The organism is Streptomyces sp. NPDC102514 (genome assembly GCF_055584525.1).
Map to the genome: position 1 here is coordinate 1 of NZ_JBVJLW010000043.1, position 22,986 is coordinate 22,986.

Genomic DNA, 22,986 nt, shown 5'->3' on the forward strand with positions numbered 1-22,986 from the left:
CGACACTCGGGCCCTGGGCCTGCACAGCCTTCACCCACGGCACGAAAACGGTCCATCGACTCCGTCGGCGGACCGTCACGAAACTTCGAGGCTAGTGATTCCGCTGCGCGTGATGTTCGCACGCCCTGACGTGTCCTAGCTGACTGGTGGGGCACTGTCACGCCATTCCGCTCCAACGCGCGAGCTTCCTGTCATGTCCTTGTTCAACCCTTGTGGCGCGTGTGAGCCAGGTGTTTACAGTGACCGACCTCTCGTAAGACCGGAGTTAGTCATTCCGGTTTGCTTCGAGAGCGCCGTCAAGCCAACACAGCCAATGGGGGTTGAAACCTGTGCGCATAAGACGCGGGGGAATAGTCGCCACGATCACAGCGGCAGTCACGCTGCTGTCCATGTCAGCAGCAACAGCCGAGGACTACCTGTGGACGAGCTACTTCTTCGAGGTGTCGAAGGGAAAGGAGTCCCGTAGATGGGGCGATGAGCAGTACTCCCAGGTCATCTACCGGAACTGCAGCGGGCCCGAAAGTTCCGGCGGCAGCAAGCCGAACAAGACGGACATCCAGATGCACAGGGACATCTCGGCGTGGCCGGATGCCGACTACGACATAAAGTCGTACACCAACTGCTTCGATGGCTACATGGAGCAGAGCAACGGCGAATGGCACGACCTGCCGTCGGGGGACTACTACTTCAGCGTTGAGGGCGTGTACGGCGGTGTCGGGAAGCTGAGCGTCGAGGTCATCTTCGTCGACAACACCGCAGCCGACTAACAGAATTGTGATCCTATGCAAGCTGGTGGTCGCCTCCTGATCTGCCGATGGAGGCGGCCACCCGTCTCGTTTGCCGCACCAGCTGGGAAGACTGTGAAGCTCACCACCCTGTTCCGTTCCTCGCCCGCATTGTGGGCCGCTCCTGTCGCTGTCGCGTTGCCGCTGCTCTACTACATCGGCGGCCCCGGACACCCTCCGCCCGACGCATTCGGGTTCGCTCCTGAGATCACGTCGTACCCGTTGCGTTTCGCCTACTCATTTGCCTACGCCGTCACATCAGCCCTTGCCGCCTGGGTGTCAGGAACCCTCCGGCAGGCGGGCATATGGGACATGAACCACGCACGTTCTCGGTATCGGATCGCTGGCCAGGCGCTGCTGCCGGTTGTCACATTGGCGTGGCTTATGCTGATTCTGCCTGCGATGGTTGCTCTCGCGGTAGAGGGGGTGTGGCCGACATGGGACAGCATCTCCGCCCTGGTTGTGGGAATGATCGTGTGCGTGTGGCATGCGGTGATCGGCTTCACCATTGGCCGGTGGGTACCGAAGGTGATCGCTACGCCGGTTCTCGCGGTGGTGACGTGGGTCGCGGTGGCATTCACCGTGACCGCGGACGCACCCTGGGTGCGGCACGTGTCAGGTGCGTTCCCTGAGCAGTTGATGTTCGGCGAGGCACCCGCATGGGGGGCCCTGTGGCCGCACGTCGCGTTCACCGGAAGTGTCGCTCTTGCCATGCTTGTGGCGTGGGCGCCAGTACGGCGTCGGGCGCTGCCCGTTGCAGCAGCGCTCATCGTCGTCGCTGCGGGTGTCACGGGCACTTACGAAGGGGTCAAAGACTACGGATACAACCCACCGCTGAAGACGTATGCGGTGACTATGGAGTGTGGCCATACGGGGCGGACGAAGGTCTGCATGCCGGAGCAAACGGCAACCGCGCTGCCCCAAGCCGTCGCCGCCACCCGTAAGGTGCTCGCGACCTTTGGCGAAGCTGGCGTCCCTACCTCCCCCAAGACTGTTATCGACAGCATGCCCGAGGGGCGCTTCTACACCCCGTCAACTGCCTCAACTTGGCGGGTGCCCTTGACCAGGGCAACCGACCGGCACGACGCCGTATTCGCCGTGACGATCGCAGCCACAGGCATGACCTGCTCACGGCCGGATCCTCTCCTGCGCCGCGTCGTCATCGCCTGGGCCGCACACGTCACCGGAACCACCCAGTCGTGGGAACGGTTGCGAAAAACCATCGACCGGCAAGGCTCACCAGGTGATGTCGACGGCATGCTCCGCGACGTATTGAGCCGACCGACCAAGGCGCAGGCATCATGGTTCGTCGACGCTTCCAGGAAGGCGTGCGCGGGCTGATGCGCTGGTGGCTCAAGACTCGACGCACCTTTACCGTCCTCACTACCTTGACCGTGGTGTCGATGGGACTCACGGTATGGATCGGCGGAGAGTACGTTCAGCTCCCGTCCTTCTTCTCCAACAGCCAGCAAGCCGTGTTGACCGTGTTCCTTCCAGTTCCCGTCGTGGCAGCGCTGTCCCTGTCGCTGGATTCAAGACTGGCAGCATTCGAGACAACAGCCGTGCGTTTCATTCCGGCGCGGGACGCACTGCTCGTGCTGGCCGTTACCTTGGGATGTCTGCTCCTCGCCGGTGCGGCTTGGTCTGCCACCGGCGTATCTGTCGCCCGCAATGTCGGATTCCTGACGGGTCTGATGCTCATGGCCAGACCATGGGCGCGCCAGGCAGCCGTGACGATCCCCGTCATATGGATCGCTCTGGTCGTCTTCTTTTCCCAGCGCCCCTATCCCGACCCCGATCCGTGGACTGTCCTGCCTGAGCCCGCGGGTGCCGCACATGCCACAGCTGCCGCTCTGGTAGTGCTCGCCGCCGGTCTCACCGTCCTTCTCCGTGCGCGCCAGGAGCTCTCATGACAATCTGCCTCGACAACGTGACCTACGCGTACCGGCGTTGGAGCAGCCCAGTGCTCACTGACTTCACATACACCCTCCCTAACGGCCTGACCGTTCTCCTTGGCCCGAACGGCGCTGGCAAGTCCACGCTGCTGAAACTCGCTGCAGGTACGACACACGCCGCACGCGGCACTGTCACTCTCGATGAAACGCCGTCTTCGACCCGCTCATACCGGCGCGCGGTCGGATGGCTACCGCAACACGTCCAGCCGATGCCGCAGCTCACAGCACACGAGTATGTTGCCTACGCAGGCTGGCTCAAGGGCATGACAACGGCCGTTGCGCATGAGAAGGCGCTCCTTGCACTCAGCCGGGTCAACCTCACGGAGCGCGCTGATGTGAAAACCCACCGCCTTTCTGGTGGACAGCTACGACGCCTTGGTGTCGCAGCCACGCTCGTCCATGACGCCCAAGTCCTGCTACTGGACGAGCCGACCGCAGGTCTGGACCCGCAACAGCGCCGAGCATTTCGCAACGTACTCGCCTCTCTCGCCGGCGAGGTGAGGATCCTCATGTCCACGCATGACATCCAAGACCTTGCAGAGGAAGCCGATCACGTCACGGTTCTCTACAGAGGAGAGATCCTTCAGTCTGGAACTACGAAAGACTTCTTGGCCCACACTCCGCCTGACACTGCTCCTGGCCGCGCTGCCGAAGGCGCATACACGGCACTCCTCGACCACCTCAGCGACGTGGACAACTGAGTAGGGCCGGGGACTGGCGCGGTGGCTGCCGCTCCGTTTCCAGTCCCCGACCCTACTCAACGCCTCTGATGATTCGAGGCCATCTCCAGGTTGGATTCGATCGCTCTGACCTGGGCTGTCAAGTACTCGGCCCAGGCGCTGTTGGGGAACAGTTGGAGGTGGGGTCCGAGGGTGCCGGTGAGCATGCGGCGGAACTGGGTGAGTCTCTCGCTGATCCAGGCTCGTTCCCACTGCTCCAGTTCCGGTTCGCTCGCGCAGAAGTGGTAGTCGCGTTCGCGGGTCCAGAGCAGGGGAGGCCATCCTTTCTCCGCGCAGGCGTCTTTGAGCGCGGCCAGGGCGCGTCGTGTCTGCCATCGGCTGAGCCCGCACGCTGCGGAGAGTTGGAGGAGTGTCATTCCGGCGGGTGCGGCTTTGAGGAGGGCGGTGCGGACGAGGTCGGCGTGGCGCTCCGCGGTCGGGGAGCGCTTGGGCACGGTTACTCGCCTTTCAGCAGGCGGGTCAGTTCCTCGTCCATGTCGACCTTGCCGGTGTCGACGGCGGTCTCGATCCAGTCGAGGGTCGCGCGGACGCGGGCGACGTTCTCGTGGACGATGGTGCGTTCGTCGTCGCCCAGGGTGCGGTCGCGCAGGCCGGGGACGGTGCGGCCGGCCGCGGCGACGAAGGCGTGGCAGGCGGTGACCAGGTCGAGGAACTCCACCGTGCGGTCGATGTGCCGGACGGCCGGGGCGATGGGGCTGGTGCGTTCGAAGTCCTCGCGGGCCTGCCGGCTGCGTTCCGTCTGGGCGTGGTTGACCTGGGACCTGGCGGTGTCGTCGCCCATTGCCTTGAACGCGACGTCGGGCCGGCGGAGCAGGCCGGTTGCGGCTGTCGCCGCGATGGACTCGTCGCGGGTGAACTCTTCCACTGCCCGGACCTTGTCCTCGGGCGTGACTTTGGCCGCGACCTGAGGACGCTTCAGGAAGTCCGTGGTGACTGCCGCGGCGACCTCCGGCTCCTGGGCGAGGGAGTGGATCGCGGTGATCTTCTCCTGCGGCGTGACGGGCGTTTCGACCTGCTGCCCCACCCGCCGGCTGGCGTCGTCGGGTGTCCACCGTGACTTCCCCTTCGGCGGGTTCTTGATCGCGTCGAAGCGCTCCGTGTCATTCTCGATGTGCGCGAGGATGCGGTGAACCGTGAAGGAGACCCCGGCTTGCCGGTGCTCCTTCGGCCACCGCGACGACGTCCATCGTGCCGACCTCACCCCGCCGAAGGACAGGCCGATGTCCGCGGCCAGCCGCGTCAGCGAGGCCTTGACCGTCCACTGTGTGTCCGCCGCGGTCTCGCCGCCGCGATGCCGCATCGGCTCGATTTCCAGGGCGCCGTCACCGATCGTGAACTGCCCGCGTGTCTGCTGTTCGACCACGTTCCGCAGTTCGGCCACGATCTGCTCGTAGCGGGACTGGCTGACGTTGCCGACCTTCTCGGTCTCCTGGGGCATGGTGATTCACCACCAACTGCGGGCCGGGGCACGGCATTTGAGGCCGTGACGGAGCAGGGCCCGCTTTCACACCGAGGGTCGGTGCGTAAATCTTAAGATCACAATGAACGACCGTAATTGGTTGCATTGTGAACGTAATTGAGTTCTGAATGTTCCTGCACGGCACTTCCCGTGACCGTTGGACAGGCAGTTTCCTCCGTGCGGTTCCAGGTCCCCCGCAGGCACCGACCGCCCGTCCGGCCCGTTCTTCTCGTCGGCATCGGCGGGCTGTGGGGCCTGCCGTTGCCCGGGGATCGTTCGGTCGCGGGCGGGAGTTGTCGCGGAGTGGTTCGCGGCGGGCGCAGGGTGGGCTGTTGCGGTCGGTTGGGGTCATTGGCGGTCACCTTCTGCGATCATGCCCGGCGTGCTCCTACGGTGACTTGAGGTTCCGGCCGGGCGGGCCGGCCAGGAGTACGCCGCCGGGCACTGCGGGCGGGAGGCAGACGATGACGATGCCGCCGTTGTTCGAGCGTCTGGACAGGGAAGAGTCGGTGGTGCGCGGTGAACTGGCCGCGCTGCGTGAGAAGGTCGCCGCTCTGGAGGAGCGGCTGGCTCATCTGACAATCACCCGCCAGACGCTGCTGTCCTTGGCAGGCGAGGGGCACGGGGACGTTGCCGGTGAACCGGCCCTGCCGTCTTCGGCCCGGGTCCCGGACTTCGATGCGGGGACGGCGGCGCGCGAGCCGTCTCTGTCGCCGGGGCCGCTGGATCTTGAGCTGGCGCGGGAGCGGATTCTGGTGCTGCTGGCCGGGGCGAACCAGGCGATGAAGGTGCAGGACATCGGGGATGCGATCGGCGAGCAGCCGGACCGGGTGGAGACCACCCGCTCGCGGCTGAAGAAGCTGGCGAAAGAGGGGCTGGTCGCTGAGGTGTCCCCGGCATGGTTCGCGATCACGCCCGCCGCCCGGCAGACGCACGCGGGCAGCGGGGAGGAGGGAACGGTCTGACCCAAGTGCCCGGGACGCGCCCGTGGTTCGGCTCGTCCTGTGGTCGGGGGGTGGCACCGCCGAGGGTTCAGCTCGACGGTGCCGGTTGCGTGAGGTCCCAGTCAGCGGTGACTCGCGCGCTTCGAGCGTAATCGCCGTGTTTCCCGCTCGGAGTGCGGAGCCACGAAATCACCCTGCCCGGTCGCCAGTTGGCGGATCCGGGCATGGATCGAGGCTCAATGCTCCCCCTTACGGTCAGCAGCGGTCTGCGACGGCCACAGCCCGGCGCGGGTGAAGGCGGCCAGCCGGGCGACGGTCGCGACATCGGGCCAGGAGCGTCCGGCGAGCAGGTCGGCGATGGCCTGCCGGTTGACGCCGGAGCCGTCCGCGACCGCGCGAAGGCTCAGGCCCTGCTCGTCCAGGACGCGGGCGAGGGCGCGGGCAATCTGACGGACGGCCTCGGCCGCGGGGTCGGCGGCGGGCTGTTCGGGCCAGGTTTCCGGATCGTGGGTGAGCTGCCGCGGGGGGCGTGCGCGGGCGTGCCCTCCGACCATGTGCGCACCGTCCTGTCCATAGAAGTCGATCAAACATGGAATGGCTGCTTGTCCAGCCGGTATGCATGGACCGTGGTCCTTGATCCGGTGGTGTCCGCGAAGATCACCCGCTATCGGCCCCGGAACGCGCCCGCCGGCTGGGAGGAAGTCGCGCCGCTGGTGCGTTCGGTGGTCGCCGCCACGGTCACGGCGGTGCCCTACGACGTGGAGCGGCTGCTGCACGTCACCGGGCGTCTGGCGCTGTGGGCCCTGGCCTGCGGTCTTGGCCGGGAGCCGGACGACTGGTTGCGCAACGAGGCCATCGACGCGTTCGTTCTCTCCCTGCTCGGCGAGGTGGAACCGTCGACGGTCCGTACCTACCGCACCTGGCTTTTGCGGGTACGCGATGCGCTGGCCTTCGCGAAGCGCGGTGAAGCGGCCCCGGCCCGGCTGCACGCGGCCATCAACCCCCACCAGCCCTACAACAGGGCCGAGTTGGCCGGGCTGCGGCATTGGGCGTCGCATCTGCGCGGGCAGCAGCGCACCGACGGACTCGCCCTGCTGGGACTCGGTGCGGGATACGGGCTCACCCCGCGCGAGGTGGCCGCAACGCGCGGCGGCAACTTGCGGCGGCTGCGCGGCGGGGGTCCGCTGCTGCACACCGGCGTCGAGCGGATCGTCCCGCTGGTGGCCCGCGCCGCCTGGGACCCGCTCCTGGGCGAGCTGGCCAACGCGGCGGGCGGCGGCTTCCTGTTCCGGCCCCGGCGCACCGCCGCCTACGCCAAGAACCTGATCGGTTCCTGGTCGCTGATCCACCGCCCGCCCGACCATCTGCCGGCGCTGTCGGCGGGCCGGCTGCGGGCGACGTGGATCGTCGAGCTGATGGCCGCCCGCATCGACCATGATCTGATCGCGAAGGCGGCCGGGCTTGCCTCGGCCGCGTCGCTCGCCCGCTTCCAGCATCACGTGCCCCCGCTCGATGACGCCACCGCGATGCGGCTGTTGCGCGGTCCCGACCTGTGAGCGTCCCGCGTGCCTGGCGCAATGCGGACAAGGCCCGGCAGTGCCGTCCCCGGGCCCTCACCGACGCCCCGCCCGAAATCCCTGATTCCAAGGTCGGCCAGCTCGATACGCTGCTGCACGACTCGGGCGTCCTGCCTCTGATCGAGACGGAACTTGAGGGCCGTCCCGGCCCGGACGGGCTCCCAGTGCGCACCGTGCTGGTCGGTCTGCTGCTGGCACTGCACTACGGCCGGGGCGCGAACCTCGCCGACGCCTTTCGGATCCTGGCCGACCATCTGCGGCCCGCCGCCCGCTCCTGGCTCGGCGTCCCCGACCTCACCGGCGCCGACGCGCATGACCGTCTCGCGTTCTCCCGCCGCGTCTACCGGGCCTTCGACCGTCTCACCACCGCCCTGGACCCGCACCGCTGCGATCGCCGTCGCCGGCTGCCCGCCGAGACGGCCGCGGTCATCGCCGCGGCCTGGGAGGACGACGATCCCGAGCACGTGCGCCGCCGGGTGCTGCTGCAGGAGATCAGCGACCGCCTGGTGCTGGTCACCGTCCGCCTCGCCCACCGGCGCGGATTGTTCACCGGCTGGCTTGGTGACATCGGCGCCGACACCACCCCCATTCCGTCCTGGCACCACCCGCCCAGCGACCGCCGCGAGCTCGCCTCCGTCGATCTCACTGCGGGCTGGCACTACTGCGGCGGCGCGGAGGAGGGCATCTTCGGGCACTCCGCGACCCTCCTGGTCGCCGCCAGCCGACGTCATGGCGAGGGCACTGACCTGGCCGGGGAGCGGGTCAGCCGCCATCCCCAGCTCGCGCTCGGCCTCGTGGTGGACACCCCCGGCAAACGCGTCGGACCGGACGCGGTGCACGCCCTGACCCGCCTCGCCGCCCACCGCCTGGGCCTGCCGGCCGGACTGCTGGCCGCCGACCGCGCCTACACCGACCAGCTGCCCGCCCACTTCGCCATCCCCGCCCGCCGCCTGGGCTACCAGCTCGTCCTCGACTACAAACAGGAACACCGCGGCCTGCAGGGCACCGCCGCCTCCGGCGCACTGCTCGTCGACGGCTCCCTGGCCTGCCCCGCAATGCCCGACACCCTGATCCACGCCACCACGAACCTGGACGACAAAGCCGTACGCGAAGTCGGCGACGACGAACCGCTCACCCAACTGATCGCGGCCCGCACCCCGTTCTTCCTCAAACGCAAGCAGAACCCGGATCCGCACGGCACGATCCGTCTGCAGTGCCCCGCCGCCGGGCCTTCGCCTGCGGTCTCCTGCGCCCGTTTCCACCAGATCCACCAGATCGCCGTCGCCCGTCCGGGCACGGTCGATCTCAACAGCCCGCGCGCCACCGCCGCGCACACCGCGGCCAAGCCCACCGTCCCCATCCCCGTATCCGAACGGCTGCGGCCACCGCCCCCGGAGGAGTTGCCGAAGATCTGTCAACGCCCGACGGTCACCGTTCACCCCGGCGACCTCGGGAAGATCGACAAGTTCCGGCAGGACCGCCACTACCTCCAGCCGTCCTGGCAGGACGGCTACCGGCCCATCCGGGCAAATATTGAAGGATTGAACGGCAGAGCGAAATCCCATGGCGTCGACATCGCCGACCCGGCCAGACGACTCGCCCACGGCCGCGTCGCCCAGACCATCCTGCTCGCCCTGATGATCTTCACGATCAACCTCGACATCCTGCGCAGCTGGACGCAGACCAGCACACCCAACGCCGACCACAAGTTGTTCGTCGAGGAGAACACCGGGAGCGACGGACAACGGCCGCCCATCGCGTCGGCCTCCGGGATTCCACCGCCCGCCAGGGCACGCACCGCCACCACGACGATCTGACACCTCCGCGCCACGACCCGGGCTTCGCCCTGCCCCGCGACAGCCCCGCCCCGTCTCCCGCACCGAATCACCACCGATCCCCCGGCGAAATCACCACCAGCAGCCACCCGTGACGCCTCGCACATTCGGACACCGCATCGAACACACCCCGGAAACGACGAAGATCCCGCCCGATCTTCCGATCGGACGGGATCTCGTCAACCACTCCCGAGCTAACTCAAGAACAGTCGTGCGGTGGACCTGTGGGGATTTGAACCCCAGACCCCCTCGATGCGAACGAGGTGCGCTACCAGACTGCGCCACAGGCCCTTGCAACGAGTGAAACTCTAGCATCCTCATCAGGGTGCTTGGAAATCCGTTCCCGGTGGCTCTCCCGCTGGTCAGGGGCAGGGCCTCCGGTGGGGTTCTGAGGTGCCGTCACTCGTTGGCGGCGCGCGGCCGGTCGCCGTCCTCGTACTGGTCGAAGAGGGGCGTGCGGCCCCGTTCGCGGGCCCGGCGGGCCGAGGCCGCGCGGCGGGCGTCCGCGGCGCTGCCCGAGCTGCCGTCCACGTCGTCCCCGTCGAGCTCGCCCAGTTCCTCCTGCGCCTCGGCCGCTTCGGCTGCTTCCGCCGCCTCGGCCGCGTCCGCCTCCGCCGCCGCGCGGTCCGCGTTCGGCTCGGCCGTGCTGGACCGGGCCGAGCTCCACGCGTCGGGCGCGCCCAGGTCGACGTCGGACGTCGCACGCGGGGCGACCGGCGCCGTCACGTACGTCGGCAGGGGCACCGGGACGGGGTCCCAGCTGTCACCGCGCGCGGGGCCGTTGCGGCGCTCGCGCTGCTGGTCGACCCACTCCGCGTGATCGGTCTGCTCGACGAGGGCACGGCGGTCCGCCGCGAGCGCCGACATCCCGGGATCGGTGTCGGGCTCGGGTCCGTCCTCCGGCTCGTCGGCGGCGCCCGGGTCGGCCGGGGGCCGCCGGCGCGGCTGCCGCTCGCGCAGTCGCTGCGCCGCGGCCTCGGCCTGCCTGCGGTCCATCACGTACGTGAAGCGCCGACGCTCCTGGGAGCGCAGATACGCGATGTAGATGCTCAGCATCACGGCGGGCACCGCGGGCGCCCACAGGAACGCCAGTCCGCCGACGGCCGCGACGATCGCACCGAGCGTGAAGGCGACGAAGAGCATGACGGTCGTACGCCGTCGGCGCGCGAGCACCTTCGAGCGCCGGGCGCGGGCCGCGGCCTCCGCCGCGGCGGCCCGTCGCGCGGGGGACGACGTCGTCGTGCCGTTCGACGTCTTCGAGGCCCTGGACGTCTTCGAGGACTTGGCGCCCTGCTGGGGCACGGGACGGGCGCCGGGCTTGGGGGCCGTCACCGCCGCCTGCCGTGCGGCCTGCCGTGCCTCTTGTTCCGACGCCTGCTGCAGCGCCTGCTGCTTGGCGGCCTGCCTCGACGCCTGCGCCTGTCTGGAGGCCTGCTGCGCCTGAGCCTGCGCGTGCTGGGCCTGCGCCTGGGCGTGTTGCGCCTGTGCCTGGGCGTGCTGCGCCTCGGAGCGCGCCTCCCGGGCGTCTCGCGCCTCGTCGACGCTCGCCCGTACTTCACGGCGCGTCGGAGGCATGGCGAAGGCCCGGACGTCCACCGAGTCGGTGACGCCGTCCGGGTCGGCGCGCTGCTCCCCCTCTTCGGTGGAGCGCGCCTGCAGGTCCTTGGCGTATCGGCGCTCCATTCCCGCTCGTCCGGACAGAAGCCGGATGGCGGTGCTGAAGCGTTCCGTCGGACGGGCCTCATTCAGCTCGTCCTGCCTACGGAGCCACATCGGCACCAAGTAGGCGGCCCAGGCCCCGACAATGACTGCGTAGATGAGGCCGCTGCTGCTCACGCCTCACACGGTAGAGGGGTTTGCATGAGGCCATCTGCCAATTGAGCCGGTGTGTCGCACGATCTGGCTGATATTTCGAGCTTTTTTTGTGACCGATGCGATCAGCAGGCCGCCGAGAGCACGAAATTAATGCCCGAGGATGGTCGATCGCCGATCATTTTCGAACACCTATTTCATTTACGCGGTGTTCCGGGGCGTGTCCCTAGGTGAGTTTTCGGACGCGTTCCTCGTGTGGGTCCGCCGCCAGCGGGCCAGCAGTCCTTCGGGGATCTCCTCGGCCGTGAGGGCGAAGACGAGGTGGTCGCGCCAGGCTCCGTCGATGTGGAGATAACGCGGACGGAGACCTTCGTCACGGAATCCGAGTTTCTCGACGACCCGCCGGCTGGGTCCGTTCTCGGGCCGAATGCAGACCTCGATGCGGTGCAGACCAACGGTTCGGAAGCAGTGGTCGGACACAAGTGCCACAGCCGTCGGCATCACTCCGCGTCCGGCGACCGCCTCGTCCACCCAGTAGCCGATATGGCCCGAACACATGGAGCCCCAGGTGATTCCGGCGACCGTCAGCTGTCCGACGAGCCGCCCCTGGTACTCGATGACGAACGGCAGCATCCGCCCCGCGTTCGCCTCGGCGCGCAGATGCCGCACCATCTGCCGGTACGTCGGCCGGTGGGCGATCGGCCCGCTGGGCGTGGGCGGCGGAATGGTCGCCTCCCAGGGGCGCAGCCAGTCCCGGTTGCGCCGGTTGACGTCACGCCAGGCTCGCTGGTCGCGCAGCTTTATGGGCCTGAGGACCACATCGCCGTGCGCCAGCTCGACCGGCCAGGATGGGCTGTTCAGCTCGCACCCCCACTGCCGCCGGGTCTGGGGTGGTCGCCGCCGCGCAACTGGTCGACGGCGTGGATCAGAAGGGGTTCGAGGACGGCCAGACCGTCCTTGACCCCGCCGGTGGAACCCGGCAGGTTCACGATCAGCGTCCCCTCGGCGACCCCGGCGAGGCCCCGGGAGAGCGCCGCCGTGGGCACCTTCTCCCGTCCGAACGCCCTGATGGCCTCGGGAATGCCCGGCACCTCGTACTCGATCACGTTCCGTGTGGCCTCCGGCGTGCGGTCGGTGGGCGAGATGCCCGTACCACCGGTGGTCACGACGACGCTGTAGCCGACGCGGACGCCCGCCCGCAGGGCGTGCTCCACGGGGTCCCCGTCGGGGACCGCCCACGGGCCGTCGACGGCGAAGCCGAACTTCGTGAGTCCCTCCGCGATCAGCGGCCCGCCCCTGTCCTCGTACACACCGGCCGCCGCGCGGTTCGAGGCGGTCACGACGAGCGCGCTGTACGGGGCGGTCAGCGCGGCCGCGCTGTACGGGGCCGTCGGCGCGACGCCGGCGGGCGGACCGGCCGGGGCCGCCGCTTCCGCCGGGGTCTCCGACACGTCCGGGGTCTCGGGGGCTTCCGGGTTCTCCGGGGTCGTTGTCATGGCCGGCTCCAGTCGCCCGACTTGCCGCCCGTCTTCTCCTCCACGCGCACGTCCGTGATGACCGCTCCCTTGTCGACCGCCTTGACCATGTCGATCACGGTGAGAGCCGCCACGGTGACCGCGGTGAGGGCCTCCATCTCCACGCCCGTGCGGTCGGTGGTCTTCACGGTGGCCAGGATCTCGACGGCGTCGTCCGCGACCGACAGGTCAAGCTTGACACCCGACACCGACAACGGGTGGCAGAGCGGGATCAGATCCGGGGTGCGCTTGGCGCCCATGATGCCCGCGATGCGCGCGGTGGCGAGAGCGTCCCCCTTGGGCACCCCCTCGCCGCGCAGCAGCTCGATCACGCGGGGCGAGACCAGGACGCGGCCGCTCGCGCGCGCGGTGCGGGCCGTCACGTCCTTCTCGGACACGTCGACCATGCGGGCGGCACCCGCCTCGTCGATGTGGGTCAGTCTGTCCTGCGTGCTCATGCCGTACTCATGCTGTGGCGGCGCTCCCGGTCGTGCCTGTCGTGCGCGACACGGTACCCCCAACCCGGAGCTCTCAGCCCAGGAGGACCACGTCGACCTCGGTGCCGGTCTCCACGGACTCGACGGTCTCCGGGACGACGATCAGCGCGTCGGCGTGCGCGAGGGCCGCGATCAGATGGGATCCGGCGCCGCCGACGGGCCTCACTTCCCCGTCCGCGTACCGGCCGCGCAGGAATTGACGGCGGCCCGCGGGCGAGGTGAGCGACTTCTCCGTACGGAGTGTCGCCCGGATGGTGGGCCGGTGGACGTCGTCCAGGCCGGCCAGGGTGCGGATCGCGGGGCGCACGAACAGCTCGAAGGACACGTACGAGGAGACGGGGTTGCCCGGGAGGGCGAGCAGCGGGGTGTGGTCGGGGCCGATGGTGCCGAAGCCCTGGGGCTTGCCGGGCTGCATGGCGAGCTTGCGGAACTCGATGCCGCCGCCCGCCTCGTCCTCGTCGCCGACCGAGGAGAGCGCCTCCTTGACGACGTCGTACGCGCCGACGCTGACGCCGCCCGTGGTGACCACGAGGTCGGCGCGGATGAGCTGGTCCTCGATGGTGGCGCGGAGGGTCTCGGCGTCGTCGGCGACGGCGCCCACCCGGTAGGCGATCGCTCCGGCGTCCCGGGCCGCGGCGCACAGCGCGTAGCTGTTGGAGTCGTAGATCTGGCCGTTCTCCAACTCGCCGTCGGGCTGGACGAGTTCGCTGCCGGTGGACAGGACCACCACGCGCGGACGGGGGCGGACGCGGACGGTCCCCCGGCCGATCGCGGCGAGCAGGCCGATCTGCGGCGGGCCGAGGACGGTGCCCGCGGACAGGGCGCGGTCGCCGGCCTGCACATCGCTGCCCTTCGCGCGCACATGCGCGCGTGCTCCCGCCGGGCGGTGGACGTGCACCTGGCCCGAGGCGCCTTCGGGGGACGTGCTGCGGGCGCGCATCCCGGAGACGGGGCCCTCGCCGAGGCCGCCGTCGGTCCACTCCACGGGGACGACCGCTTCGGCGCCGGGCGGCAGCGGGGCGCCCGTCATGATGCGGGCGGTCTGGCCGGGACCCACGTGGAGCAGTTCGGACTGGCCCGCCGCGACGTCGCCGACGACCGTGAGGACTGCCGGATACTCCTCGCTGGCGCCCGCGACATCGGCGACCCTGACCGCGTACCCGTCCATCGAGCTGTTGTCGAAGGGCGGCAGGGACACCGGCACCATGACGTCCTCGACCAGGACACAGCCCTGGGCGTCGAGGAGTTGCAGCTGGATGGGGTCCAGGGGCCGCACGGTCGCGAGGATGTCCTCCAGGTGCTCGGTCACCGACCAGAGGTGGTCCTGGCCGGTGGCACGGGTCGCGGCGGTGCTCAAATTGCTACATCTCCTCGGTGACGTAACTGCGAAGCCAGGCCCGGAAGTCCGGGCCCAGGTCTTCACGTTCGCACGCGAGTCGGACAATGGCACGCAGGTAGTCGCCGCGGTCACCGGTGTCATAGCGGCGGCCCTTGAAGACGACGCCGTGCACGGGGCCGCCGATCTTCTCGTCGTCGGCGAGCTGCTGGAGGGCGTCGGTGAGCTGGATCTCGCCGCCGCGGCCGGGCTCGGTCGTGCGGAGTATGTCGAAGACGTGGGGGTCGAGGACGTACCGGCCGATGACCGCGTAGTTGCTGGGGGCGTCCGCCGGGTCGGGCTTCTCGACGAGGCCGGTCACCTTGACGACGTCGCCGTCCTCGGTGACCTCGACGGCCGCGCAGCCGTAGAGGTGGATCTGCTCGGGCTCGACCTCCATGAGCGCGATGACGCTGCCGCCGTACTGCGCGTGGACGTCGACCATGCGCTTGAGCAGCGGGTCGCGCGGGTCGATCAGGTCGTCGCCGAGGAGCACGGCGAAGGGCTCGTTGCCGACGTGCGGGGCGGCGCACAGCACGGCGTGACCGAGGCCCTTGGGGTCGCCCTGCCGGACGTAGTGCATGGTGGCGAGGTCGCTTGACTCCTGCACCTTGGCGAGCCGGCCGGCGTCACCCTTCTTCTGAAGAGCCGACTCCAGCTCGTAGTTGCGGTCGAAATGGTCCTCCAGCGGGCGCTTGTTGCGGCCCGTGATCATGAGGACGTCATCGAGGCCGGCGGATGCGGCCTCCTCGACCACGTACTGGATCGCCGGCTTGTCCACGACCGGCAGCATCTCCTTGGGAGTGGCCTTGGTGGCCGGCAGGAACCGGGTACCGAGACCTGCTGCGGGGATGACAGCCTTGCTGATCCTTGGGTGCGACTGAGTCATGCCCGACACCATATCCGGTGCCTTTGTAGTGAATCTGTGGCTCCGGTTAATTCGCTCTCATATGAGCGCATTATGAAGGGTACGGGACAAACCTATGCGCCACCTGAGACCTGAAGAGGACTCTGCCAAGCGTTCGTTGCGGCGGGAGATCCTCACGGTGAGGGACAGGTTGACGGCCGATGACGTGCGGGAGACGGAGGCCTCTCTCGCGGCCCGCGCACGGGAGCTGCCCGAACTGGCGCGTGCGCGCACGGTGGCGGCGTACGTCTCCGTGGGGAGCGAACCGGGCACCCGTGCGCTCCTCGACGCGCTCCACGCGCGCGGTGCCCACGTCCTGCTCCCCGTGCTCCTCGCGGACAACGACCTCGACTGGGGCACCTACGCCGGCCCGGACTCGCTCGTGCCCGTCCGGCACGGGGGCAGGATGACCCTCCTGGAGCCTGTGGGCACCCGCCTGGGCCCGGAGGGCGTGCTCGGCGCCGACGCCGTACTCCTGCCGGGTCTGGCCGTGGACGGGCGCGGGATGCGGCTCGGCCGCGGCGGCGGATCGTACGACCGGGTGCTCGCGCGGCTGGAGCGGGCGGGCTCGGATCCGGCCCTGGTGGTGCTGCTGCACGACTCCGAAGTGGTGGGCCACGTACCGGAGGAGCCGCACGACCGGCCGGTGCACGCGGCGGTGACCCCGTCGGGGGTTCACCGGTTCCGCTGACCCGGCCGGAACGCACGGGTACGGGAAAGGGCCCTCCACGCGTGCGTGGAGGGCCCTTTCGGCTTCGGCGACGCCAGTCAGGGTTTCAGTACCAGCGTGTCCGACGTGGCCTTGCCGACGGCCCGGTCCGAGGAGACCCACGGGAGCAGTTCGCCCTTGACCCACTTGCTCGTCTGGTCGATGTAGTGGGCGCTGTACGCGTGGCCGGAGGCCCCGGTCAGGTTGATCCACTTGGACTTGTCGAAGTTGTCGAGGTTGACCACCATGCGCATCGACGGCACCCAGACCACCGAGTAACCGCCCGCCGCGTTCCAGCCGGTGGCGTTCACCGCCGCCTCGCCGCCGCCCATGTTGTACGGGCCGCGGTTGAGCATGTACTTCAGGAAGCCGGGGCCTTCGGTGCCCAGGGTCTGGTTCTTCAGGTACAGCCGGTGCAGGCGGCCCCAGCTCCAGGTGTCCAGGTCCTTGCCGAGCTTGGCGGTCAGCTCCCAGCGGGCGTCCGCGAGGGCCCGTCCGAAGAGCTCGTCACGGGTTTCGACGGCCGTGTCGGTACGCGTCTTGGGCGCCGACCACCAGTCGTTGTCCTCGTCGTCGAGGATCTTGCGCACCACCTCGAACCAGCGGTCGCCGCCGTCCGGCTGGGCGCTGTCCGCGTCGCGCTGGCCGCACTCGCGCACCTTGTCGTCCTCGTCGTCGACCGGGCCGGTGGAGTCGGTCGGTTCGACGTACAGGCACTGGCCCTTGACCCGCAGCTCCTTGGGGAGCTTGTTGCCGAAGGCGAGCTTGAGGATGTTGCGCCAGGTCGCGTTGAAGTACGCGGCGGCGGCCGAGTCGGCGTCCTGGGTGTAGTTCCAGCCCTCCAGGAGCTTCTGCGCCTCGCGGACGTCCTTGTCGGGCACGTCGATCTTGAGCAGCTTGGGCACCAGCAGCTTGGCGATCTCGCTGCTGTTGTCGAGCTGCATCTGGCGCATGTCGTCCGTGGAGACCTTGCCGCCGTTCTTGATCTTCGACGCGATGAGGTCGGAGATCCGCTGGCTGCGGGTGCCGTAACCCCAGTCCGTGGTGAGCGTGTACGGGTACTTGTCCTTGTCGACCACGGCCTGGTTGGCGGTCACGATGTAGCCGCGCTCCGGGTTGTACTCGCTGGGGAGTTCGTCCTGGTCGATGTAGCCGGTCCAGCGGTACTTGGAGTCCCAGCCCGGGGACGGGAGCGAGCCGTCACCCTCGCCGCGGATCGGGATCCGGCCCGGCAGCTGGTAGCCGATGTTGTCCTCGCGGTCCGCGTAGACGAGGTTCTGCGAGGGGACGTCGAAGAGGGTGGCCGCCTTGCGGAAGGCCGTCCAGTCGGTCGCCTTGTTGATCGCGAAGACGGCGTCCATCGAGGTGCCCGGGTCCAGCGCGGTCCACCGCAGGGCGATGCCGTAGCCGTCGCCGCGGTCGGGGGCGGCGCTGTCGACACCGGCCTTCTTGCCGACCTTCACGAGCTCGTCGTCGCGGTCGGACAGCAGCGGTCCGTTGTTGGTCTCCCGGACGGTGATGCTCTTGCTCGCACCGCCCGCGACGTCGATCTTCTCCTTGCGGGTGGTGAAGGGCAGCACCTTGTCGTCGTACTCGTAGCCCTCCCCGGTGAGCTTCTCCAGGTAGAGGTCGGTGACGTCGGCGCCGGAGTTCGTCATGCCCCAGGCGATCTCCTTGTTGTGACCGATGACCACACCGGGCATGCCCGCGAAGGTGTATCCGGAGACGTCGTACTGGCACTTCTCGGAGAGGCTGTTGCAGTGCAGGCCCATCTGGTACCAGACCGACGGGAGCGAGGGCGACAGGTGCGGGTCGTTGGCCAGCAGGGGCTTGCCGCTGATGGTGTGGGATCCGCCGACGACCCAGGAGTTGGAGCCGATGCCGTTGCCGTTCACGCCGACGGCCTCGGGAACGTCGTCCAGCACGCCGTAGAGGCCCGACAGCTGGCTCTCCAGCCCCGCGGGGGCCTCGGCGCCGCTCGTGAGCCCACTGCCCGCCACGGACTGCGTACCGCCGGTTCCCGTGCCCGTTCCGGTGCCCGTACCCGTGCCGGAGTCGGTGCTGTCCTGCGAGTACTGGCCGGTGACGGTGTCGTACCGGCCCTCCTGCACGATCGGCTTGTTCCGGTCGTACGGGTACTGCGGGTACAGGTCGGCGATCTGCTTCGGGCCGAGCCTGCTCGTCATCAGGGAGCGGTCGATCTCGTCCTGCATGTTGCCGCGCAGGTCCCAGGCCATCGCCTTGAGCCAGGCCACGGAGTCGACCGGGGTCCACTCCTTGGGCTTGTAGTCGTTGGTGAAGCCGAGAGCCGCGTACTCCAGGGAGATGTCCGCGCCGTCCTTGCCCTTCAGGTAGGCGTTGACCCCCTTGGCGTACGCCTGGAGATACTTCTTCGTCCCGGCCGACAGCTTGGTCCTGTACTCCTTCTCGGCCACGCGCTGCCAGCCGAGCGTGCGCAGGAACTCGTCGTTGTCGACCTGGCTCTCGCCGAACATCTCGGAGAGCCGGCCGGCCGTCATGTGACGGCGGACGTCCATCTCGTAGAACCGGTCCTGCGCCTGGACGTAGCCCTGCGCCATGAACAGGTCCTCGTCGGTCGAGGCGTAGACCTGCGGGATGCCGTAGCCGTCCCGCTTCACGTCCACGGGCCCCGACAGACCGTCGAGGGTGATGGAACCCTTGGTCTGCGGGAAGGAGGCGCGGACGGTGCTGATGCTCCAGAACGCCCCGTAGGCGACACCGCCGACAATGGCCAGAACCAGGACGATCAGGATCAGACGGGCTCTGCGCCCCTTCTTCCTGCCGGACTTGCCGGGCTTCTGACCGGAAGATGCGGTGGTGTTGGGGGGCATCGCTGTCCTTGCTGTCCTCACGCGAGCGGCAGACGGGCTTGTCCATTTGACTGAACGCTGGAGCAACCATAGGCGCAGGGCCAACCCCGGCTTGACGCGGTGTCGGGTACCCGAGCGGACGAAAGTTCGATCTTGCCCTGGCAAGCGTCAAGAAAGCGTCAAGAGTTAGGTAAGGTAACGAAGTAGTTGCGCTGACGAAACCGATCAGACCGTGCCACTCGGAACAGCAGGATCGGAACGACGAGAAGGGAACAGCCGCTGACTGTCCACCACCTCAACCAGCTCTTGCTCATCTGCTCGCTCGTTCTGCTCGTCGCGGTGGCAGCGGTTCGGATCTCCTCGCGCAGCGGACTCCCCAGCCTGCTCGTCTACCTGGGTATCGGCGTCGCCATGGGCCAGGACGGCATCGGTGACGTCCACTTCGACAGCGCCGAACTGACCCAGGTCATCGGATACGCGGCCCTGGTCGTGATCCTCGCCGAGGGCGGTCTGGGCACGAAGTGGAAGGAGATCAAGCCGGGACTCCCGGCCGCCTCCTCACTGGCGATCGTCGGTGTCTCGGTGAGCGTCGGCGTCACGGCGACGGCCGCCCACCACCTGATCGGGCTGGAGTGGCGGCAGGCGCTCATCATCGGCGCGGTGGTGTCCTCCACGGACGCGGCGGCGGTTTTCTCGGTACTCCGGAAGGTGCCCCTCCCCTCGCGCGTGACGGGCATCCTGGAGGCCGAGTCGGGGTTCAACGACGCCCCGGTCGTCATCCTCGTCGTGGCGTTCTCCACGGCCGGTCCGGTGGATCACTGGTACCACCTGATCGGCGAGATAACGCTGGAGCTGGCCATCGGAGCGGCCATCGGGCTCGCGGTGGGCTTCCTGGGGGCGTACGGGCTGCGGCATGTGGCGCTTCCCGCCTCCGGTCTCTATCCGATCGCGGTCATGGCGATCGCGGTCACCGCGTACGCGGCCGGGGCACTGGCCCACGGCAGCGGCTTCCTCGCCGTGTATCTGGCGTCGATGGTGCTCGGCAACGCGAAGCTGCCGCACTGGCCCGCCACCCGCGGCTTCGCCGACGGGCTCGGCTGGATCGCGCAGATCGGCATGTTCGTCCTGCTCGGCCTGCTCGTCACCCCGCACGAGATGGGCGACGACATCTGGCCGGCGCTCGTCATCGGCCTGGTGCTGACCATGGTGGCCCGACCGCTGAGTGTCGTGGTGGCCCTGCTGCCGTTCCGCATGCGCTGGCAGGAGCAGGCCCTGATGTCCTGGGCCGGACTGCGCGGTGCCGTGCCCATCATCCTGGCGACGATCCCGATGGTGAGCGGCATCGAGGAAAGCCGTCGCATCTTCAACATCGTGTTCGTCCTTGTCGTCGTCTACACCCTCGTGCAGGGGCCGACGCTCCCCTGGCTGGCCCGGAAACTGGGACTGTCCACATCCGACTCCGAGACCGCCGACCTGGGGATCGAGTCGGCGCCCCTGGAGCGGCTGCGCGGACATCTGCTGTCCGTCGCCATCCCGGACGGGTCGAAGATGCACGGCGTCGAGATCAACGAGCTGCGGCTGCCCGCGGGGGCCGCGGTCACGCTGGTCGTACGCGGTGGAGAATCGTTCGTTCCGCTTCCCGCGACCGTGCTGCGGCGCGGCGACGAACTGCTCGTCGTGGCGACGGACCCCGTCCGGGACGCCGCCGAGCGACGACTGCGGGCGGTCGGGCAGGGCGGAAAGCTGGCGGACTGGCTGGGGACCGGCGGGGATCGCTGAGCGCGGGGCGGGTTGGCGGGGGCGGGGGGTTGGCGAGGTCGGGGGTTGGCGGGGCCGGGCCTGACGGGGCCCGGAAGCCTGACAGGGGCTGGCGCTTGGTGGGGGCTGGCGCTTGGCGCAGACCCGGGGTTTGCGCGGGCCGGGGATTGGCGGGGCCCGAAGCCTGGCGGGGGCCGGGGGCGGCGTGTTGTGAAAGCCAGGCTTCGGGGTTGGAGGTGCTGGTTTTCACAGGTCCGGCTTCTGTGGGGCCTGTATCATCAAGGCACACTTGATCGAACCAACTCTGCCTGACGCAGTGCTGGCGCGACCGTATGGCGGCCGCGGTGCCCCTCTCAGCGGGCGGCCCGGTATCTACCGCAGTTCCGCGCAAGAGGACAGCTCTCGGCGCCCCGCGCCCCGCCACAGGGGCCGCGCTACCAGGCGGCAGAAAGGCACGGCCGTGGCATCCACGGTCACCCAGGAGACCGGCGGGACTCCGGATTCCTCCGGAACTCCGGCCACCACAGGAACTCCGGCCGCCAAGCGCCCGGGATACGGGCAGCTGCTGCGCACCCGCGGCGCCTGGACGTTCCTGCTCCCCGGCTTCGCCGCGCGCCAGCCGTTCGCGATGCTGACCATCTCCATCGTGCTCCTCGTGCAGCACACCACCGGCTCGTACGGGACCGCGGGCGCCGTCGCCGCCGTGACCGGTGTCGCCATGGCCCTGTTCGCGCCGTTCACCGGCCGTCTCGCCGACCGGCACGGCCAGCGGGCCGTGCTGCTCCCCGGCGTCGTCGTGCACGCGCTGGCGGGCCTGTCCCTGACCGCGCTGGCCCTCGCGGACGCTCCCCTGTGGGCCCTGTTCGCCGCCGCCGTGCCGACCGGTGCCTCGGTCCCGCAGGTCGGGCCCATGGTGCGGGCCCGCTGGGGCACCAAGCTCCAGGGCTCGCCCCTGATGACGACCGCGGCGGCCTTCGAGTCCGTCACGGACGAGCTGACCTTCGTGTTCGGACCGCTCCTGGCGACCGCTCTGTGCACGGCCGTGGATCCGGCTGCGGGGCTGCTCACGGAGGCCGCGCTGACGTTGGTGGGCGGCCTGCTGTTCGCCGCTCAGCGGGGCTCCCAGCCGTCTGTGGGTGCGGAGGTGCGGGGCGGTGACGGACAGCACGCACGCGTGAAGGCCGTTTCCGCGCTCGCCGTCCCCGGTGTGCGGGTGCTGATCGTGGCCTTCCTCGGCATCGGTGCCGTCTTCGGCGGCATGCAGGTCTCGCTGGCCGCGTTCAGCGAGTCCATCGGCGAGCCCGGTCTGAACGGCGTCCTGTACGGGACGTTCGCCGCGGGCAACATGCTCTCCGGCATCGTCTGCGGCGCGATCGCCTGGAAGGTGGCCCCGCGCCGCCGCCTCCTCATCGGGTACGCGGCCCTGGCCCTGACCGCCTCCGGGCTGTGGGCGGCCCAGTCGGTGATCGTCCTCGCCGGGACCGGACTCGTGGTCGGCATGTGCATCGCGCCCGCCCTGATCACCGGCTACACGCTGGTCGACAAGCTGGTGCCGGTGGGCGCCCGCACGGAGGCCTTCACCTGGCTGACCGGCGCGGTCGCACTCGGCCAGGCTGCCGCCGTCATGATCGCCGGACAGTTGGAGGACCGCCTCTGGGACGGGGCCGGTTTCCTGGTCCCGATGGGCGGCACGCTGCTCGCTCTGGCGACCCTCGTGGGCCTGCGTTCGCGGCTCGCTCCGCCGGCCGTGAGCCGTACCGTCGCACGTGGCGTGGGTCACCGCGTGCCGGTGACAGTGGACTGATCCCGAGGAATAGGTCAGTATGGACCGTCGTTAGCACTCACTGAGTGAGAGTGCCAGGAGGAAGACACAGTGCCGACCTACCAGTACCAGTGCACCGAGTGCGGCGAAGGCCTTGAGGCGGTGCAGAAGTTCACCGATGACGCCCTGACCGTGTGCCCCAACTGCAGTGGCCGCCTGAAGAAGGTGTACTCCGCAGTAGGCATCGTCTTCAAGGGCTCCGGTTTCTACCGCAACGACAGCCGCGGCTCGTCGTCGAGCAGCAGCCCCGCTTCGGCGTCGAAGTCCTCGGGGTCGTCGTCCGAGTCGAAGCCGTCCGGTTCGTCGGACTCCAAGTCTTCGTCGTCGTCCTCGGATTCGAAGTCGTCGTCTTCGAAGTCGTCGTCCACGAGTTCGTCCTCCGGCAGCAACGCCGCCTGACGCGTTCTCGCGCCTTTCCTTACGAAGACCCTGTCGTCGCGCTTCACGCGCACGGCGGGGTCTTCGG

20 protein-coding genes, 1 tRNA gene and 1 pseudogene are annotated in these 22,986 nt (G+C 69.1%); 11 read left to right on the forward strand and 11 right to left on the reverse strand.

Annotated elements, in window-relative coordinates; all coding sequences use genetic code 11:
- Nucleotides 1–389: 389 nt before the first annotated feature.
- The 4 genes from ACZ60E_RS45275 to ACZ60E_RS45290 all read left to right on the forward strand — a co-directional run bounded on the left by ACZ60E_RS45275 (nt 390) and on the right by ACZ60E_RS45290 (nt 3,441).
- Nucleotides 390–767, forward strand: a complete 378-nt coding sequence (locus tag ACZ60E_RS45275; RefSeq protein ID WP_469448166.1) for a hypothetical protein — start codon at nt 390–392, stop codon at nt 765–767.
- Nucleotides 768–860: 93 nt separating this feature from the next.
- Entirely contained in the window at nt 861–2,126 is a 1,266-nt protein-coding gene (locus ACZ60E_RS45280) for a hypothetical protein (protein WP_469448167.1), read from the forward strand.
- Nucleotides 2,087–2,698, forward strand: a complete 612-nt coding sequence (locus ACZ60E_RS45285) for a hypothetical protein (RefSeq protein WP_469448168.1) — start codon at nt 2,087–2,089, stop codon at nt 2,696–2,698. Before ACZ60E_RS45280 ends, ACZ60E_RS45285 begins: the two co-directional genes overlap by 40 nt.
- A complete protein-coding gene (locus ACZ60E_RS45290) occupies nt 2,695–3,441 on the forward strand; it encodes an ATP-binding cassette domain-containing protein (RefSeq protein WP_469448169.1) in 747 nt (248 codons plus the stop codon). Before ACZ60E_RS45285 ends, ACZ60E_RS45290 begins: the two co-directional genes overlap by 4 nt.
- Before the next feature lie 368 nt (nt 3,442–3,809).
- Here the strand turns inward: ACZ60E_RS45290 and ACZ60E_RS45295 are convergent.
- A pseudogene (locus tag ACZ60E_RS45295) lies at nt 3,810–3,902 on the reverse strand (RacP protein); the annotation flags it as partial.
- A 14-nt stretch (nt 3,903–3,916) separates the two neighbouring features.
- Nucleotides 3,917–4,918: a DUF6192 family protein gene (locus tag ACZ60E_RS45300; protein WP_469448170.1), complete on the reverse strand. Its 1,002-nt coding sequence runs from the start codon at nt 4,916–4,918 to the stop codon at nt 3,917–3,919.
- 485 nt (nt 4,919–5,403) lie between these two features.
- Between ACZ60E_RS45300 and ACZ60E_RS45305 the strand changes: the two genes are divergently transcribed.
- Nucleotides 5,404–5,904 carry a hypothetical protein gene (locus ACZ60E_RS45305; protein ID WP_469448171.1) on the forward strand — a complete coding sequence of 167 codons (501 nt, stop codon included), beginning with the start codon at nt 5,404–5,406 and terminating at the stop codon, nt 5,902–5,904.
- 215 nt (nt 5,905–6,119) lie between these two features.
- Here the strand turns inward: ACZ60E_RS45305 and ACZ60E_RS45310 are convergent, their stop codons facing one another.
- Nucleotides 6,120–6,437 (reverse strand): helix-turn-helix domain-containing protein, encoded by a 318-nt coding sequence (locus tag ACZ60E_RS45310; protein WP_469448172.1) that lies wholly within the window; start codon nt 6,435–6,437, stop codon nt 6,120–6,122.
- 48 nt (nt 6,438–6,485) lie between these two features.
- Here ACZ60E_RS45310 and ACZ60E_RS45315 point away from each other — a divergent pair, with 48 nt between their 5' ends.
- Together ACZ60E_RS45315 and ACZ60E_RS45320 are read left to right on the forward strand one after the other, a co-directional pair.
- Nucleotides 6,486–7,439, forward strand: coding sequence for a hypothetical protein (locus tag ACZ60E_RS45315; protein WP_469448173.1), 954 nt, complete (start codon nt 6,486–6,488; stop codon nt 7,437–7,439).
- On the forward strand, nt 7,436–9,277 hold the full coding sequence (locus ACZ60E_RS45320) for a hypothetical protein (RefSeq protein ID WP_469448174.1): 1,842 nt from the start codon (nt 7,436–7,438) through the stop codon (nt 9,275–9,277). The genes ACZ60E_RS45315 and ACZ60E_RS45320 overlap by 4 nt, the downstream gene beginning before the upstream one ends.
- A gap of 235 nt (nt 9,278–9,512) precedes the next feature.
- Here ACZ60E_RS45320 and ACZ60E_RS45325 read toward each other — a convergent pair.
- The 7 genes from ACZ60E_RS45325 to galU all read right to left on the reverse strand — a co-directional run bounded on the left by ACZ60E_RS45325 (nt 9,513) and on the right by galU (nt 15,382).
- Nucleotides 9,513–9,586 (reverse strand) — tRNA-Ala (locus ACZ60E_RS45325).
- 108 nt (nt 9,587–9,694) lie between these two features.
- Nucleotides 9,695–11,131 (reverse strand): divisome protein SepX/GlpR, encoded by a 1,437-nt coding sequence (sepX, locus tag ACZ60E_RS45330; RefSeq protein ID WP_469448175.1) that lies wholly within the window; start codon nt 11,129–11,131, stop codon nt 9,695–9,697.
- A gap of 177 nt (nt 11,132–11,308) precedes the next feature.
- The gene (locus ACZ60E_RS45335) at nt 11,309–11,968 is read right to left on the reverse strand and encodes a GNAT family N-acetyltransferase (protein ID WP_384811106.1); all 660 of its coding nucleotides are present in this window, start codon (nt 11,966–11,968) and stop codon (nt 11,309–11,311) included.
- Entirely contained in the window at nt 11,965–12,474 is a 510-nt protein-coding gene (locus tag ACZ60E_RS45340) for a MogA/MoaB family molybdenum cofactor biosynthesis protein (protein ID WP_469448182.1), read from the reverse strand. The genes ACZ60E_RS45335 and ACZ60E_RS45340 overlap by 4 nt, the downstream gene beginning before the upstream one ends.
- 125 nt (nt 12,475–12,599) lie before the next feature.
- Complete coding sequence (moaC, locus tag ACZ60E_RS45345; RefSeq protein WP_189774961.1) at nt 12,600–13,079, reverse strand: cyclic pyranopterin monophosphate synthase MoaC; 480 nt, start codon at nt 13,077–13,079, stop codon at nt 12,600–12,602.
- Between the two features lie 73 nt (nt 13,080–13,152).
- Nucleotides 13,153–14,475, reverse strand: a complete 1,323-nt coding sequence (gene glp, locus ACZ60E_RS45350; RefSeq protein WP_384810990.1) for a molybdotransferase-like divisome protein Glp — start codon at nt 14,473–14,475, stop codon at nt 13,153–13,155.
- A 4-nt stretch (nt 14,476–14,479) separates the two neighbouring features.
- Nucleotides 14,480–15,382: a UTP--glucose-1-phosphate uridylyltransferase GalU gene (gene galU, locus ACZ60E_RS45355; protein ID WP_384810987.1), complete on the reverse strand. Its 903-nt coding sequence runs from the start codon at nt 15,380–15,382 to the stop codon at nt 14,480–14,482.
- A 94-nt stretch (nt 15,383–15,476) separates the two neighbouring features.
- On the opposite strand from galU, the gene ACZ60E_RS45360 reads away from it, so the two are divergent.
- Entirely contained in the window at nt 15,477–16,091 is a 615-nt protein-coding gene (locus ACZ60E_RS45360) for a 5-formyltetrahydrofolate cyclo-ligase (protein WP_469448176.1), read from the forward strand.
- A 77-nt stretch (nt 16,092–16,168) separates the two neighbouring features.
- Here the strand turns inward: ACZ60E_RS45360 and ACZ60E_RS45365 are convergent, their stop codons facing one another.
- Complete coding sequence (locus ACZ60E_RS45365; protein ID WP_469448177.1) at nt 16,169–18,961, reverse strand: penicillin acylase family protein; 2,793 nt, start codon at nt 18,959–18,961, stop codon at nt 16,169–16,171.
- A 231-nt stretch (nt 18,962–19,192) separates the two neighbouring features.
- Between ACZ60E_RS45365 and ACZ60E_RS45370 the strand changes: the two genes are divergently transcribed.
- The 3 genes from ACZ60E_RS45370 (at nt 19,193) to ACZ60E_RS45380 (ending at nt 22,919) form a co-directional block, all read left to right on the forward strand.
- On the forward strand, nt 19,193–20,719 hold the full coding sequence (locus ACZ60E_RS45370; protein ID WP_469448183.1) for a potassium/proton antiporter: 1,527 nt from the start codon (nt 19,193–19,195) through the stop codon (nt 20,717–20,719).
- Nucleotides 20,720–21,158: 439 nt separating this feature from the next.
- Complete coding sequence (locus ACZ60E_RS45375; RefSeq protein WP_469448178.1) at nt 21,159–22,502, forward strand: MFS transporter; 1,344 nt, start codon at nt 21,159–21,161, stop codon at nt 22,500–22,502.
- 69 nt (nt 22,503–22,571) lie between these two features.
- Nucleotides 22,572–22,919: an FmdB family zinc ribbon protein gene (locus ACZ60E_RS45380; protein ID WP_384810977.1), complete on the forward strand. Its 348-nt coding sequence runs from the start codon at nt 22,572–22,574 to the stop codon at nt 22,917–22,919.
- Nucleotides 22,920–22,986: the final 67 nt, after the last annotated feature.